This window comes from Streptococcus sp. SO2, from assembly GCF_030440025.1.
On record NZ_JAQFJH010000001.1, the window covers coordinates 21235 to 36316 of the forward strand.

Annotated in this window: 17 protein-coding genes; 14 read left to right on the forward strand and 3 right to left on the reverse strand. The window is 40.5% G+C overall.

The features are described from left to right. The first annotated feature begins 7 nt into the window (after positions 1-7). The 12 genes from PCY17_RS00120 to PCY17_RS00175 all read left to right on the forward strand — a co-directional run bounded on the left by PCY17_RS00120 (position 8) and on the right by PCY17_RS00175 (position 11383). Positions 8-190 carry a hypothetical protein gene (locus PCY17_RS00120; protein WP_061428063.1) on the forward strand — a complete coding sequence of 61 codons (183 nt, stop codon included), beginning with the start codon at positions 8-10 and terminating at the stop codon, positions 188-190. A gap of 95 nt (positions 191-285) precedes the next feature. Next, positions 286-792: a YfbM family protein gene (locus PCY17_RS00125; RefSeq protein WP_061427340.1), complete on the forward strand. Its 507-nt coding sequence runs from the start codon at positions 286-288 to the stop codon at positions 790-792. 178 nt (positions 793-970) lie between these two features. Beyond that, positions 971-1525 carry a hypothetical protein gene (locus PCY17_RS00130; RefSeq protein WP_301390604.1) on the forward strand — a complete coding sequence of 185 codons (555 nt, stop codon included), beginning with the start codon at positions 971-973 and terminating at the stop codon, positions 1523-1525. Between the two features lie 621 nt (positions 1526-2146). Further along, on the forward strand, positions 2147-3607 hold the full coding sequence (locus tag PCY17_RS00135; protein WP_301390605.1) for an aminotransferase class I/II-fold pyridoxal phosphate-dependent enzyme: 1461 nt from the start codon (positions 2147-2149) through the stop codon (positions 3605-3607). Beyond that, the gene (speE, locus tag PCY17_RS00140) at positions 3608-4468 is read left to right on the forward strand and encodes a polyamine aminopropyltransferase (RefSeq protein WP_301390606.1); all 861 of its coding nucleotides are present in this window, start codon (positions 3608-3610) and stop codon (positions 4466-4468) included. After that, the gene (locus PCY17_RS00145) at positions 4465-5724 is read left to right on the forward strand and encodes a saccharopine dehydrogenase family protein (RefSeq protein ID WP_000088786.1); all 1260 of its coding nucleotides are present in this window, start codon (positions 4465-4467) and stop codon (positions 5722-5724) included. Before speE ends, PCY17_RS00145 begins: the two co-directional genes overlap by 4 nt. Continuing rightward, a complete protein-coding gene (gene nspC / locus PCY17_RS00150; RefSeq protein ID WP_125398026.1) occupies positions 5724-6851 on the forward strand; it encodes a carboxynorspermidine decarboxylase in 1128 nt (375 codons plus the stop codon). The genes PCY17_RS00145 and nspC overlap by 1 nt, the downstream gene beginning before the upstream one ends. Beyond that, positions 6848-7933, forward strand: a complete 1086-nt coding sequence (gene aguA / locus PCY17_RS00155; RefSeq protein ID WP_000969475.1) for an agmatine deiminase — start codon at positions 6848-6850, stop codon at positions 7931-7933. The genes nspC and aguA overlap by 4 nt, the downstream gene beginning before the upstream one ends. 9 nt (positions 7934-7942) lie before the next feature. Then, on the forward strand, positions 7943-8818 hold the full coding sequence (aguB, locus tag PCY17_RS00160; protein WP_001246712.1) for an N-carbamoylputrescine amidase: 876 nt from the start codon (positions 7943-7945) through the stop codon (positions 8816-8818). A gap of 144 nt (positions 8819-8962) precedes the next feature. Further along, a complete protein-coding gene (locus PCY17_RS00165) occupies positions 8963-9700 on the forward strand; it encodes a TraX family protein (RefSeq protein ID WP_301390607.1) in 738 nt (245 codons plus the stop codon). A 106-nt stretch (positions 9701-9806) separates the two neighbouring features. Then, a complete protein-coding gene (locus PCY17_RS00170) occupies positions 9807-10505 on the forward strand; it encodes a response regulator transcription factor (protein ID WP_301390608.1) in 699 nt (232 codons plus the stop codon). After that, positions 10505-11383, forward strand: a complete 879-nt coding sequence (locus tag PCY17_RS00175; RefSeq protein ID WP_000639366.1) for a sensor histidine kinase KdpD — start codon at positions 10505-10507, stop codon at positions 11381-11383. Before PCY17_RS00170 ends, PCY17_RS00175 begins: the two co-directional genes overlap by 1 nt. 38 nt (positions 11384-11421) lie before the next feature. On the opposite strand, the gene PCY17_RS00180 is transcribed toward PCY17_RS00175, so the two are convergent. The 3 genes from PCY17_RS00180 to PCY17_RS00190 all read right to left on the reverse strand — a co-directional run bounded on the left by PCY17_RS00180 (position 11422) and on the right by PCY17_RS00190 (position 14047). Further along, a complete protein-coding gene (locus PCY17_RS00180) occupies positions 11422-12174 on the reverse strand; it encodes an ABC transporter permease (protein WP_000581970.1) in 753 nt (250 codons plus the stop codon). A gap of 10 nt (positions 12175-12184) precedes the next feature. Next, positions 12185-13093, reverse strand: coding sequence for an ABC transporter ATP-binding protein (locus tag PCY17_RS00185; RefSeq protein ID WP_301390609.1), 909 nt, complete (start codon positions 13091-13093; stop codon positions 12185-12187). Between the two features lie 144 nt (positions 13094-13237). Then, entirely contained in the window at positions 13238-14047 is an 810-nt protein-coding gene (locus PCY17_RS00190) for a Cof-type HAD-IIB family hydrolase (protein ID WP_301390610.1), read from the reverse strand. A 146-nt stretch (positions 14048-14193) separates the two neighbouring features. Here PCY17_RS00190 and PCY17_RS00195 point away from each other — a divergent pair, with 146 nt between their 5' ends. Both PCY17_RS00195 and PCY17_RS00200 read left to right on the forward strand, forming a co-directional pair. Next, entirely contained in the window at positions 14194-14655 is a 462-nt protein-coding gene (locus tag PCY17_RS00195; RefSeq protein WP_125837845.1) for a MarR family winged helix-turn-helix transcriptional regulator, read from the forward strand. Further along, positions 14648-15067 (forward strand): EVE domain-containing protein, encoded by a 420-nt coding sequence (locus tag PCY17_RS00200; RefSeq protein WP_301390611.1) that lies wholly within the window; start codon positions 14648-14650, stop codon positions 15065-15067. Before PCY17_RS00195 ends, PCY17_RS00200 begins: the two co-directional genes overlap by 8 nt. Positions 15068-15082: the final 15 nt, after the last annotated feature.

Below are 15082 nucleotides of genomic sequence, written 5' to 3' on the forward strand. Positions count from 1 at the left end.
TGATGAGATGGAAACAGTAATAGCGCTTTTAGTTCTCATTCTTATCGGATTCTGGGCTATAAACATTCTCAAGCCTCGTAAGGCAAATAAAAAGGAAAGATTTATTGGCTATATGCAGCGCTATGATATAGATGGTGAGGGCTATCAGTCAGAAGTCTGGGAAGTTATAGAAGATGAGAATGAGAAATAAGGAGGAGAATCCAAAAACAGTAGATTTCTTGCCTTTTCAAGAAAGGGAACTAGTAACATCAGTACTATCCTAAGGAACTGATAGGAGGAAACATTATGGGAATGATTGCTAATTATCAATATCTGTCTGACAATGAATTAAGCCAAATAAAGCGGTATCCTTGTCAGGAAGAGGATTTACTTGACTTGGTAGAGGATTATCCTGAGGGAAATGATACGTTGATAGATATTGACAAAATGTGGGATGCCTTACTCTTTATTATGACAGGCTTTAGTAGTTCAGAATTTATGGATGACGACCCCTTGAGAGAAGCTGTCTTGGGAGTAACTCCTTTAGAAAATGTATCAGAGTATGCAGCCTATACTGAACACTCAAAGATAGCTGAGATTGTTCAAGCTTTAGAGAATTGTGACATGGATAGGGCTCTGGCAGACTTTAGCATGGAAGCATGCAAGAAGGCAGATTTGTATCCCGATATTTGGGATTATCTTGATGAAGAGGAAGAAATCAAGGATGATATTCGAACCTGTTTTGTAAAAATGAAAAACTTTTATAAGAAAATCTTAACTCTCAAAGGAAATGTCTTAGTGACTATTTGTTAACTACTTTTACCAACTGTTAGTCAGGTGCGTGATGAATGCACATCTAGAAAATTGTACACCTGATGACTTGTCTGGTGAAGAAAATATTCCACAGTGTAGTCGGATGGGATAGATAGAAATTGGTTATAGAATTTGTAAGCATAATAGATTTTAAGCTTTAAGATGGAGGACTAAAGAGATGGGAAGAATTGAATGGGAAAATGCTAAGACACGTTTAGATGCCTTACTTGTCATTGATGAGTATCGAACAGATCCAAACAAGACCTGGCTTCGATTGATCGTTAAGACTGAGGGAAGCTATGGGGTTCGTTACCTTATCGACAATGGTTCTGGTGATTCTCTAGATGTGATGTTCACTGATAAAATGATCCTTATAAAGGGCTTTGATCATGAAAGCAGTTTGAGTCAATTTGCTGCGGATGAGTGGAATCAAGACATCATAGACGGATTTTATAAAGGACTGGATGTAAAGTATCAAAACCTATATTCAGAAGAGCAAAAAGATGAAACAACTTTCTTTATCTGGTATGACGGTCAAGAGCATCAAAATACCTACCAAGAGCAGGACGGTGGCGAATGGTTGTTATCCTATTTCTTTGACAGTTTTGAGAAATTTCATGAGTTTGTGACGGATTACTATTCAATTACTGTAGATGAGGATTTACTTAGAAAACTTTACAATCAAGGACAGCTTTCAGAAGTAGAATTGGAGCAGTTGATTCGCACTTCCTAGCTAGAAATGTGTATAAAATCTGATGAAAAGAACTGATTTTCAATATCAAGTTATACTTTAAGATTATTGAAGCAGCTAATGGTTGTAGTTTCTTTTTTCTTATGTCTATAACGCTTTAAAGCGATTTCTTTTTATTGTTGAATAATATTTTGCGAACAAAAAAAGAAATTCTTTAAAAAAGTTTCACAAAATCCTTTACAAGCTCTTGTAAACATGATATAGTTATAAGGCTTAGAAAATGAGAAGATGTTTTCTAGCAAATATAAACCCGAGTAAAAAATGCCTACGGACAGGCAGGGTTGAATGCCGAAGCGTGGTTGAAAAGCCACATTATTGATAGGGTTAAAAGCCTACTTTTATAAGTTGATGTTAGGACACTTGTCCTAATTCATAAATTTTAGTGTGGTGAAAGCACACGTCATCTTGTGAAACGATCAATAAAGTACGTAATATTTGCTACTAGAGAGTTAGGAAACATCAGGAACAGACATACTCAACAGAAACCAAAATACACACGTCAGAAGATTGCAGAGCAGGTGAAAACCTGCTCTTTTTTCATAAGTCAACCTTTAGTCGCCTTTATCTTCTTGAGGTGCTAAAAATACGGTAAAGGAGTATGTCTTGAAGAAGTTAGATCAAAACCAAGCCCCAATTTACGAGGCTTTGGTCAAACTACGCAAGAAAAGGATTGTCCCCTTTGATGTGCCAGGTCACAAGCGTGGACGAGGAAATCCAGAACTTGTCGAACTGTTAGGAGAAAAATGTGTTGGCATTGATGTCAATTCTATGAAACCCTTGGATAATCTTGGTCATCCCATTTCGATTATTCGGGATGCGGAGGAATTAGCTGCGGATGCTTTTGGTGCAGCCCATGCCTTTCTCATGATTGGGGGAACAACCTCATCAGTTCAGACCATGATTCTTTCCACCTGTAAGGCAGGAGATAAGATTATTCTGCCACGTAATGTTCACAAATCTGCTATCAATGCGCTGGTTCTATGTGGTGCCATTCCCATCTATATCGAGATGAGTGTGGATCCTAAAATCGGTATCGCTTTAGGTCTTGAAAATGACCGTGTTGCACAGGCCATTAAGGAACATCCAGATGCTAAAGCTATCCTAATCAACAATCCTACTTACTATGGGATTTGTTCAGACCTCAAGGGTTTAACGGAAATGGCTCACGAAGCTGGCATGATGGTTTTAGTGGATGAAGCCCATGGAGCGCATTTGCATTTTACAGATAAATTGCCGCTGTCTGCTATGGATGCTGGCGCTGATATGGCGGCGGTCTCTATGCATAAGTCTGGTGGGAGTTTGACCCAGAGCTCCATCCTTCTTATCGGGGAGCAGATGAATCCTGAGTACGTTCGTCAGATCATTAACCTGACCCAGTCTACATCTGCCTCTTACCTACTTATGTCTAGTTTGGATATTTCTCGTCGCAACTTAGCCCTTCGTGGCAAAGAGTCTTTTGAGAAAGTCATTGAACTATCTGAGTATGCTCGTCGTGAAATCAATGCTATCGGTGGTTATTATGCCTACTCAAAAGAGCTCATAGACGGTGTGTCTGTTTGTGATTTTGACGTGACCAAGCTGTCCGTTTACACTCAGGGTATTGGCTTAACAGGTATCGAAGTTTATGACCTCCTGCGAGACGAATACGACATTCAGATCGAATTTGGTGATATTGGGAATATCTTAGCTTATATTTCGATTGGTGACCGCATCCAAGACATCGAACGTTTGGTCGGTGCTTTGGCGGATATCAAGAGACTCTACTCAAGAGATGGAAAAGATTTGATTGCTGGAGAATATATCCAGCCCGAGTTAGTCCTGTCTCCTCAGGAAGCCTTTTATTCAGAGAGAAGAAGTTTGACCTTGGATGAGTCTGTTGGACAGGTCTGTGGAGAATTTGTCATGTGCTATCCTCCAGGGATTCCAATCCTAGCACCAGGTGAACGCATTACACGAGAAATTGTGGATTATATCCTGTTTGCCAAAGAGCGTGGTTGCTCCCTCCAAGGGACGGAAGATCCAGAGGTCAATCACATCAATGTCATTGAAAGAAAGGAGAACTAGATGGATTTATGGTTTTCTGAAGTTCATACTCCAGATGTGAAATTGTCCTTGAGAACTGCCAAGCAACTCTACGCCGGTAAAAGTGAATGGCAGGATATCGAAATTTTAGACACACCAGCTTTTGGGAAAATACTGATTTTAAATGGGCATGTCTTGTTCTCAGATGCGGATGATTTTGTCTACAACGAAATGACGGTCCACGTTCCCATGGCTGTCCACCCAAATCCAAAGAAAGTCTTGGTTATAGGGGGTGGTGACGGCGGTGTTGCTCAAGTTTTGACACTGTATCCAGAATTGGAACAAATCGATATTGTAGAACCAGATGAGATGTTGGTTGAGGTTTGTCGTGAGTATTTCCCAGACTTTGCTGCAGGGCTAGATGATCCTCGTGTTACCATTTACTACCAAAATGGTCTACGCTTTTTACGGAACTGCGAGGATGATTACGATATTATCATCAACGATGCGACAGATCCCTTTGGACATACGGAAGGGCTCTTTACCAAGGAATTTTACGGCAATAGCTACAGAGCTCTCAAAGAAGATGGTATCATGATTTACCAGCATGGGAGTCCTTTCTTTGATGAGGATGAGTCTGCTTGTCGAAGTATGCACCGTAAGGTTAATCAAGCCTTTCCAATCAGCCGGGTTTATCAGGCACATATCCCAACCAGTCCTGCAGGCTATTGGTTGTTTGGATTTGCATCGAAAAAATATCACCCTGTTAAAGATTTTGACAAGGAAGGCTGGAAAAAACGCCAGCTTTTCACAGAATACTACACTGCAAACTTACACGTGGGAGCCTTTATGTTGCCCAAGTATGTTGAGGACATTTTAGAAGAAGAGGAAGGAAAAAAATGAGTCGCTTATTAGTTATTGGATGTGGGGGCGTTGCCCAAGTTGCTATTTCAAAGATTTGCCAAGATAGCGAAACCTTTACAGAGATTATGATTGCTAGCCGCACCAAGTCGAAATGTGATGACTTGAAGGCTAAATTAGAAGGGAAAACAAGTACAAAGATTGAAACAGCTGCTCTTGACGCTGACAAGGTTGAAGAAGTGATTGTTTTGATTGAAAGCTACAAACCAGAAGCTGTTTTGAACGTAGCTCTGCCTTATCAAGATTTGACCATTATGGATGCTTGCTTGGCAACAGGTGTCCACTATATCGATACCGCCAACTACGAGGCAGAGGATACAGAAGATCCTGAGTGGCGCGCTATCTATGAGAAACGTTGTAAGGAACTTGGTTTTACAGCCTACTTTGACTACTCGTGGCAGTGGGCTTATCAGGAGAAATTTAAAGAAGCGGGCTTAACTGCTCTTCTCGGTTCTGGTTTCGACCCAGGTGTGACCAGTGTCTTTTCAGCTTATGCTCTCAAACACTATTTTGATGAAATCCACTATATCGACATTCTAGACTGTAATGGTGGTGACCACGGTTATCCATTTGCGACAAACTTTAACCCAGAAATCAATCTCCGTGAGGTTTCTGCGCCAGGTTCTTACTGGGAAGATGGAAAATGGGTCGAAGTCGAAGCCATGTCAATCAAGCGTGAGTACGATTTCCCTCAGGTTGGACAAAAAGACATGTATCTCCTTCACCACGAAGAAATTGAATCATTGGCCAAAAACATTCCTGGAGTCAAACGGATTCGTTTCTTTATGACTTTTGGCCAATCTTATCTAACGCATATGAAATGCTTGGAAAACGTTGGTCTTCTTCGTACGGATGCTATTAACTTTAATGGACAAGACATTGTGCCAATCCAATTTTTGAAAGCCTTGCTTCCAGATCCAGCCAGCCTTGGTCCACGCACAGTTGGTAAAACCAATATCGGTTGTATCTTTACAGGTGTAAAAGATGGTGTTGAAAAGACCATCTACATCTACAATGTTTGCGACCATCAGGAATGTTACGCCGAAGTTGGTTCACAAGCAATTTCTTACACCACTGGAGTTCCAGCTATGATTGGGACAAAATTAGTGATGAATGGTACTTGGAAACAACCTGGAGTCTATAACCTTGAAGAATTGGATCCAGATCCATTCATGGAAGCTTTGAATGAGTATGGATTACCTTGGGTTGTGGTTGAAAACCCGCAAATGGTGGACTAATGAAGTTAGAACAAGTACCCACACCAGCTTATGTCATTGACTTGGCCAAGTTAGAAGCAAACTGTCGCATTCTAAAATATGTACAAGAAGAAGCTGGATGCAAAGTTTTACTTGCCCAAAAGGCTTATTCCCTCTATAAAACCTATCCCTTGATTAGCCAGTATCTATCTGGTACGACGGCTAGTGGACTTTATGAAGCTAAGCTGGCTAGAGAAGAGTTTCCGGGGGAAGTCCATGTCTTTGCTCCAGCTTTCAAGGATGCAGACTTGGAGGAATTGCTGGAAATAACGGACCATATCGTCTTCAACTCAGAGAGACAGTTGCGTAAACATGGACCTCGTTGCCGAGAGGCTGGTATCAGTGTCGGTTTGCGCCTCAACCCTCAATGTTCTACCCAAGGTGATCACGCGCTCTATGACCCTTGTGCTCCGGGATCTCGGTTTGGAGTTAGCCTAGACAAGATACCGAGTGATTTGTTGGATTTAGTGGACGGACTTCATTTTCATACTCTTTGTGAGCAAGGTTCAGATGATTTAGAGACAACTTTGAAAGCAGTAGAAGCGCAGTTTGGACCCTATTTGTATCAAGTTAAATGGCTCAATATGGGTGGTGGACACCACATCACCAGAGAAGACTACGATGTGGATTTGCTGATTTCAGAAATCAAGCGTATCCGAGAAACTTACAATCTTGAAGTCTATATCGAGCCGGGTGAAGCTATTGCGCTCAATGCGGGTTATCTAGCAACTGAAGTATTGGACATTGTCGAAAACGGTATGGATATTTTGGTTTTAGATGCCTCTGCGACCTGCCATATGCCAGATGTACTTGAAATGCCCTATCGTCCACCTCTGAGAAATGGATTTGAACCGCAGGAAAAAGCCCATACCTATAGACTTTCTTCTAATACCTGCCTGACGGGTGATGTGATTGGTGATTATAGTTTTGAAAATCCAGTCCAAATCGGTGATAGACTTTACTTTGAAGACATGGCTATTTACTCCTTTGTCAAAAATAATACCTTTAATGGTATTGGCTTGCCAAGTCTCTATCTCATGGACGAGCAGGGAGACTGCAGCTTAGTCAAAGCCTTCGGTTATCAAGACTTTAAAGGGAGGTTATCATGATGGACAGTCCAAAGAAATTAGGCTATCGTATGCCAGCAGAGTATGAACCCCATCATGGCACCCTCATGATATGGCCGACTCGACCAGGTTCATGGCCTTTTCAAGGAAAGGCTGCAAAAAAAGCATTTAGCCAAATTATCAAGACCATAGCAGAAGGGGAAAGAGTCTATCTTTTGGTGGAGCAGGACCATCTATCTGAAGCCCAATCCTATCTTGGAGAAAAGGTTGTTTATTTAGATATTCCTACTAATGATGCCTGGGCGCGTGATACGGGGCCGACTATTCTTGTCAATGATAAAAGAGAAAGATTGGCAGTCGATTGGTCTTTTAATGCCTGGGGTGGTGCTGTCGATGGTCTTTATCAAGATTATGAAGAGGATAACCAAGTAGCCAGTCGTTTTGCAGAAGTTTTAGAGATACCTGTTTATGATGCCAAACCTTTTGTACTGGAAGGCGGCGCGATCCATAGCGATGGTCAAGGGACCATTCTTGTGACTGAAAGCTGCTTACTCAGTCCTGGACGCAATCCCCACCTGTCTAAAGAGCAAATTGAAAACACCTTATTAGAGAGCCTTGGCGCTGAAAAAGTTATTTGGCTTCCTTATGGTATTTATCAGGACGAAACCAATGAACACGTTGACAATGTTGCAGCCTTTGTTGGTCCTGCAGAACTTGTTTTAGCTTGGACAGACGACAAAAGCGATCCTCAGTATGCCGTGTCTGCAGCTGATCTTGTGCTTTTAGAAAAAGAAACAGATGCAAAAGGGCGTACCTTCACCATTCATAAATTGCCAATCCCAGCGCTTCATCAAGTTGTAACCGAAGAGGATTTGTCAGGCTACATCTATGAAGAAGGGGAAGAAGAGCGTTATGCAGGTGAACGTCTTGCAGCTTCCTATGTCAATTTCTATATTGCAAACAAGTCTGTCTTAGTGCCCCAGTTTGAGGATGTAAACGACCAAGTGGCCCTAGATATCCTCAGCAAGTGTTTCCCAGACCGTAAGGTCGTAGGAATTCCAGCCAGAGATATTCTCTTAGGTGGTGGCAATATTCACTGTATCACCCAACAAATCCCAGAATAGGAGAAAAAGATGAGAAATGTAAAAGTTGCAGCGATCCAGATGCAATGCGCCAAGGATGTGGCGACAAATATCCAAACAGCGGAACGTCTAGTACGTCAAGCTGCAGAACAAGGCGCACAAATTATTCTCTTGCCCGAGTTGTTTGAACGTCCCTATTTCTGTCAGGAACGCCAGTATGACTACTACCAGCATGCTCAGTCGGTGACAGAAAATACAGCCATTCAGCATTTTAAAACCATTGCCAAGGAGCTAAAGGTCGTTTTACCCATCAGTTTCTACGAGAAAGATGGCAATGTCTTGTATAACTCAATCGCCGTCATTGATGCTGATGGAGAAGTGCTGGGCGTTTATCGGAAGACCCACATACCAGATGATCATTATTATCAAGAAAAATTTTACTTTACGCCTGGTAACACTGGTTTCAAGGTCTGGGATACTCGCTATGCTAAGATTGGGATTGGCATCTGTTGGGATCAATGGTTTCCTGAAACGGCGCGCTGTCTTGCGTTGAATGGGGCAGAATTGCTCTTTTACCCAACCGCTATCGGTTCAGAGCCTATCTTAGATACGGATAGTTGCGGTCACTGGCAACGTACCATGCAAGGGCACGCAGCAGCAAATATTGTCCCAGTCATTGCAGCCAATCGTTACGGTTTGGAAGAAGTCACTCCTAGTGAGGAAAATGGCGGACAGAGTTCTAGTCTTGACTTCTACGGTTCCTCCTTTATGACGGATGAAACAGGAGCTATTCTAGAGAGAGCTGAAAGACAAGGAGAAGCTGTTCTGTTAGCAACTTATGACCTTGATAAGGGAGCAAGCGAGCGCCTAAATTGGGGACTGTTTCGTGATAGAAGACCCGAAATGTACCAACGAATTACGGACTAGAAGGTAAATTTCATAATAAACATTTAATATTCATGCCTGTCTTACAAAAATGTAAGATAGGCTTTTTAAATGTAAGATAGGTGTACGATTATACGCGGAAATGTATGCTATACTCTATGTAGATAAAAAAGAAAGAGGTTTATTATGAAAAAATGGAATGCGACACAGTTGAAGTATCTGATGGCGGCAGTAATGGTTCTGGACCATATCCCTCATATCACCGGGATCGTTTCTCCTTTGTGGGAAGGTATCTTTCACGCCTTGACCCGTTGTGTGGGAGTTTGGTTTGCGTATATGGCTATGGAAGGTTTTATCTATACTCGAAACTTGAAAAACTACCTCATCCGTCTCTGGTCTTGGGCGCTGATCATGTTTGCTGGAAATAGCCTTCTCAATACTCTGTTTGCCTCTAAGGGTGTAATGGTTACTAATAATATTTTCTTGACTTTGGCCATCGGTGTTACCATGCTTTGGATTGGTTTTCCCAGAAAAGAGTTGGATAAAAAAGAGAAGTTGTGGCGTCGGATTGGGGTTGCAGGTCTCTTGATTGTCGGATGTCTTTTTACTGAGGGTGGTATCACCATGCTACCATTTCTCTTGATTAGTTACTCTTGTCGAAACCGCAAAGGATTGCGAAATCTCCTCTATGCCTTTCTGTGGGCCTTCTTGTTAGTGACTTCCATCCAAATTTACGACACTTGGCACCAAACACTGGAAATGATGCTTTACAATTCTGACTGGCTCTTTATCACCGTCTTTCCTTTTATGGCTTTGTATAATGGACAGCGAGGAAAAGAAACTAGTTGGAGTAAATATTTCTTTTATATTTTCTACCCAGCGCATCTATGGATTATAGCCTTGATTGCTTATTTAGTTAAGTAGATTCAATACTCATTAGCTCCTTCTTGCTTAAAATGTGAGAGGAGCTTTTCTGTATCTGGAATTCCCAACAAAACATGTTATAATAGTTTTAGAAAGGACGAGGTTTATGGCGAGCATACTTGTAATTGAAGATAATAATGAAATCCAGGAAATCTTAAGAACCCTTCTTGCAGAGGAACACGAGGTGATTCAAGCATTTTCTGGGACAGAAGGTATCATGCAATTTGACAAAGGTGGCATTGATCTCGTCTTGCTAGATATCATGCTCCCTGGGAAAAATGGCGACCAAGTCTTGCAAGCTATTCGACAAACTAGTCAGACTCCGGTCATCATGCTTACTGCTTTAGGTGATAAAAAGCTCATCAGCCAATATCTACTAGACGGTGCCAATGATTATGTAGTAAAACCTTTTGATTTGGACGAAGTCTTTGCCAGAGTCACCGTGCAATTACGCCAAAGTGGTGAACATCAGTCAGGAGATCGAAGAGAAATTGATAACTTCGTACAAAACTTTAAAAATATCCAGTTCGATGCGGATAGTTTTGAAATAAGTAACCCAACTGAAACCATTCGCCTTGCAAAGAAAGAGTGTCAGATTCTCCAAATCTTGCTCCAGTACCCTAAAAAGATCTTCACCAAGGAAGAACTCTATGAATTGATTTGGGAAGAAAGTTACCTGCCTGGAGACAATACGCTCAACACCCATCTAAGCAATCTCCGTAAAAAACTGCATCAACTGGATCCAAATCACGAGTACATCGAAACCGTTTGGGGAGTTGGTGTTCGATTAAAAGGAGATAAGTAATGATTTACATTTTGATATCTATATTGCTCCTCATTAACATCATTTTGGCGATTTCTTTGATTCGCTATCATATAGCAATTAGAGATTTAAGCAGACAAATCGAAGAAAAGATTCGCTCTGGTAGCATGAAGAGGATCGGTGTAAATTTCTTTTCAAAGACCATTTTGCGTCTACATAACCAAATTGAGAATCTATTTCAAGAAGTGGAGCAAAACCAGCTAATCATGAAGCGTGAAAAACGCACCCTAGATATGGCAATCAGTAACATTGCTCATGATATTCGGACACCTTTAACAATCGCTTCAGGATACACTCAGCAACTAATAAAACACCCCGATAATAGTTCAGAAACCTTAAATAAAATAGCCCATCATCAGGATTTGGTTTCCAAACGGTTGGAGGCTCTCCTCGAATACCGTCATTTGATGGAAGGCGCAGTCAAACCGAAACTGGAAGAACCTGATTTATCAACTTTTATAACGAAAAAGACTTTAGCTTATTACGACGTTTTTCAATCTTCACATATTGTTCTTGATTTTAACGTTGAACCAGGATTGAAAACGACGACTGATGAGGACTTGCTTGATCGAATTATACAAAACCTCCTTGGAAATGTTCTCAAGCACGGCAAGGAGAAGGCTCGACTTTCCTTGAAAAAGGAAGAAAATAGACTTGTTTTGGAAATTGATAATCTAGTCAAAAAACCTATCAAGAATATAGACAATCTCAGCAATCGTTTTTATTCTGAAAATATGTCAGATACCGAAGAATCCTCTGGTTTAGGTCTCTATATTACTGAGGAATTAGTTCATCTTCTTGGAGCGGATATGAAGCTAGCCACTGATGGAGAATGGTTTTCAGTCTTTATTTATCTTTAACAGAAGAAACCTCCTCTATATCCTAGAGGAGGTCCTTTTTATAAGCTTTTCTTCTTGAAAATAATCAGTCCACTGAAAGAGAAGAAAAGTATGACTGTTACGCAAACCGTGATGGTATAGAGAATAGCTTGACTATTAGTGGTCATAGCATAGGCAAAATCTAGAATTAAATATCTAAGAATTTCAATGTCTGGGAAAACAAGAATTGGAATAGAAAGGACGATAGAGCTAATCAGATAACCAATAAATACGGCAAGATAAGAATGAGTTAGGTAGAGAATAAAGGAGACAATCGAAAGCCAAGCGAGAAGGCATAGAAATTGAAGGGAAATCGTCAAGAGGAGATTAGTAACAAAACCATCAGGTATTGTACCAAGTCCATTTAGTAGAGTCGCGGGAATAAAGGCAATCACAAGACTTGTGATGAGTTGTAAGAGAGCGATACTTGCTAGTACAAAGAATTTAGCAAGGAAAAATTCTGTACGAGAAACACCAACTGTCAAACTATTTTTATAAAGCTTGCCGATTAGATCGACCCCAAGAACTAAACACACTAGAATAATACAGAGGAAAACGAGGTTTGAGCCGTTATTTGACGCGTTGATTAGAGCTTCTATCCCATTCCAACCATGGGTAGGAAGCTCAGGTGGTGCTGCTTGAACTGACATTAGATGCCCTGTAGCGCCAATAGTAGCACCCAGTAACATAAGTACAAAGAGAATGAATTCTGTAATCCAGAATCCTTTGGAGCGGAAAAGACGGTAAAAATCTGCTTGAATGGTATGTATCATGATTTTTCTCCTATTCTACCAATTGTGTGAAGTATTCTTCTAGGTTTTGACGGGCAAAGTATATCTCATCAATAGCAACATCGGACAAAGTTAGTTGCTTGAGAATCTGTTTGACATCTTGTTCATTACCAAAGATATGGATTTCATTTTCAGGGTTTACAACCTTAAACTGGAGCTTGATTTGTTCTTTCAATACCTGACAAGCTCTTTCTTTGTCGCTTGTTTTAAGCACAATATAATCCTCACTCAGTGTTTCAAACTCAGCTTTGCTGATTTCACGGATAATCTTACCTTGATCCAGAATACCAAAGCGATTAGCTAAGAGATAGAGTTCTGACAAGATATGGCTAGAGATGAGGATAGTTATTCCTTTTTCTTGATTGAGCCGCTGAATCATGAGGCGAAATTCTTTGATTCCAATTGGGTCGAGACCGTTAATAGGTTCATCAAGAATCAGGAAGTCGGGTTTTGATAGGAGGGCAATGGCGATGCCAAGTCTTTGTTTCATTCCTAGTGAGAAATCACGAAAGACTTTTTTCCCTGTATCTGACAAGCCAACATAGTCCAAGGTCTCATGAATCACCTTATCAGCATTTGGAATATGACGAATCATACAATAATATTTCAGATTTTGATAAGCTGTTAAGTGATTATGGGCTACAGGTGATTCGATAACAGAACCCACTTGAGATAATGCCTTGGTCCACTCATTTTGTTCTTTGCTAGAAAAGAGGGAAACTGTACCTTTGTCCGCAAACAATAATTGTGTAATGATTTTAATAAGAGTAGTTTTACCTGCTCCATTTTTTCCAATTAGACCATAAATATCTCCCTCTTTTATGGTTAGACTAAGATCTTGAAGAATAGCTTGGTTACCAAATTGTTTGGTCAGTCCATGAATTTCGAGTACTGTTTTCATGATTTTCTCCTTTTGATTTATTTTTCTAACTTTAGTATAAGCTATAGAAATCAAAGAAAGCTCAAGTAATTCTAAAGAGTTTCTAAAGTTTTGTAATTCTTAAAAGAAACAAAACCCAGTTGACATTGAACTGGGCTTTTTTTTCTATAAAATATACTTCTCAATGGCACGCGCAACGCCGTCTTCTTCGTTGCTGGCTGTAACGTCATTAGCAAGGGATTTGACATGGTCGCTGGCATTTCCCATTGCAATGCCAAGTCCTGCAAACTGAAGCATTTCTATATCGTTATTGGCATCGCCCATGGCCATAATTTCTGAGGGCTCGATCTTCAAAATCGCTGCTAGTCGAGAAAGAGCAGTAGCCTTTGTCGTTCCAAGTGGCATGGCTTCATAAATGACAGGCTGTGAACGAACTCCGCTAAATCGTTGGCAGAGTTCCTCAGCAAACCGCTGCTCAAAATCGTCTGTTTGCTCTTTTGTTCCTAAAAACATGCCTTGGAACATACGGTACTTACCACTGGTGGCTTCTTCAAGTGAAATTTCAGTCAGGTCTGAAAAGACGAGCTTGGCATCATTTTGAACAATTTCATTAGGCTTGCCACCGAGGACAAAATAATGTTTCTCATCAAAAAGAGTTAACTGGACGTCGCTTTTTTCAGCTAGGTCATAGAGGTATTCAATGTCAGCTGGACTGAGTTCCTGCCAGTCCACTAGACTCCAGTCACTGGTCTGGTGGGTTGAACAACCGTTATTGACGATGACGTACTCGTTCTGGAGGTCCAGTCCTAGTTTTTTATAGTAGGGAAGGACACCGAAAAGCGGGCGACCTGTACAGAGAACCAGTTTGACACCTTTTTCAATGGCTTGGTGAATGGCAGTAATGTGGGCTTGTGGAATTTCCTTGGCTTCGTTAAGGAGGGTTCCGTCCATATCCAAGGCTAGTAGTTTAATCATAAGACTTCCTTTTCTAGGTGTTTTGCTTTTATTATAGCATATAGACTATGAAATGTCTGACAGAATAGTAACATTTGACTTTCCTTTTCTTGAAAAAGAAAATAAATTCTTATATAATATGTATACTTAATATTTAAGGAGAAAAAATGTCAAAGTATCACTTTAATTCAATTTACAAAAATGATGAAACAGAGTCTACAGGTCTTCTTTTCATCAAAGTCTACAACAAGTGGGAAAGCAATTTGAAAAGAGTCTTGAAATCAGTTGGCCTCACTTTGCCTCAATTTATCGTTTTGACTTCGCTTTTGTTTCTGTCTAATAGAGAGGAATATGTAACGCAAGTTGATATTGCTCGGTTCTCTGGTATGGATGTCATGACGGTTTCCCAGATTGTTAGACTACTGGAGAAGAAAGACTACATTAAACGCGATCAACATCCAAAGGATAGTCGGGCAAAACTAGTCTCAGTGACGAAGTCTGGCGCAGAGAAGGTCAATCAAGCTTTACCTTTAGTAGAAGGTGTTGATGAAGAATTTTTTGAAAAACTATCTAACGATAGAGAAGTTTTTAATCGCTTTTTAGTAGAGTTGGAGGATAAAAATGCCTAGATATTGGGTTGGAGTTGTTTCAAAGAACCATGTTTTAAGAGGAGTTGAAGGAAATTTTTGTCAGGTCTGTCATGGAAAGGGCGGCCCCTTAAACCGTATGAAAAAAGGTGACTATCTTTTATACTATAGTCCAAAATACGATATGAATGGTCAAGATAAGTTACAGGCTTTTGTGGCCGTAGGTAAAATTATAGATGACAAAGCCTATCAAGTAGAGCAATTTGAAGGATTTTCCCCCTTTAGACGAAATGTCGAGTATTATCAACCAGTCAAAGATTGCTCCATAGAAATAGCCAGACAACATCCTGAATGGAAAGACTATACTTCTCGACTTCGTTATGGGCATTTTGAAATTTCCAAAGACTTTTTCCTCCATATCTTTCAGCATATGAAAGTGGATGATGAAGCATGATTGATTTGCTAATTA

Bases quoted from the DNA above. Each gene is read 5' to 3' on its own strand.
- PCY17_RS00185 (WP_301390609.1), bottom strand. From the start codon at position 13,093: ATGAAAACAGTACTCGAAATTCATGGACTGACCAAACAATTTGGTAAC.
- aguB (WP_001246712.1), top strand. From the start codon at position 7,943: ATGAGAAATGTAAAAGTTGCAGCGATCCAGATGCAATGCGCCAAGGAT.
- PCY17_RS00200 (WP_301390611.1), top strand. From the start codon at position 14,648: ATGCCTAGATATTGGGTTGGAGTTGTTTCAAAGAACCATGTTTTAAGA.
- nspC (WP_125398026.1), top strand. From the start codon at position 5,724: ATGAAGTTAGAACAAGTACCCACACCAGCTTATGTCATTGACTTGGCC.
- PCY17_RS00195 (WP_125837845.1), top strand. From the start codon at position 14,194: ATGTCAAAGTATCACTTTAATTCAATTTACAAAAATGATGAAACAGAG.
- PCY17_RS00125 (WP_061427340.1), top strand. From the start codon at position 286: ATGGGAATGATTGCTAATTATCAATATCTGTCTGACAATGAATTAAGC.
- PCY17_RS00165 (WP_301390607.1), top strand. From the start codon at position 8,963: ATGAAAAAATGGAATGCGACACAGTTGAAGTATCTGATGGCGGCAGTA.
- PCY17_RS00190 (WP_301390610.1), bottom strand. From the start codon at position 14,047: ATGATTAAACTACTAGCCTTGGATATGGACGGAACCCTCCTTAACGAA.
- aguA (WP_000969475.1), top strand. From the start codon at position 6,848: ATGATGGACAGTCCAAAGAAATTAGGCTATCGTATGCCAGCAGAGTAT.
- PCY17_RS00145 (WP_000088786.1), top strand. From the start codon at position 4,465: ATGAGTCGCTTATTAGTTATTGGATGTGGGGGCGTTGCCCAAGTTGCT.
- PCY17_RS00180 (WP_000581970.1), bottom strand. From the start codon at position 12,174: ATGATACATACCATTCAAGCAGATTTTTACCGTCTTTTCCGCTCCAAA.
- speE (WP_301390606.1), top strand. From the start codon at position 3,608: ATGGATTTATGGTTTTCTGAAGTTCATACTCCAGATGTGAAATTGTCC.
- PCY17_RS00175 (WP_000639366.1), top strand. From the start codon at position 10,505: ATGATTTACATTTTGATATCTATATTGCTCCTCATTAACATCATTTTG.
- PCY17_RS00130 (WP_301390604.1), top strand. From the start codon at position 971: ATGGGAAGAATTGAATGGGAAAATGCTAAGACACGTTTAGATGCCTTA.
- PCY17_RS00170 (WP_301390608.1), top strand. From the start codon at position 9,807: ATGGCGAGCATACTTGTAATTGAAGATAATAATGAAATCCAGGAAATC.
- PCY17_RS00120 (WP_061428063.1), top strand. From the start codon at position 8: ATGGAAACAGTAATAGCGCTTTTAGTTCTCATTCTTATCGGATTCTGG.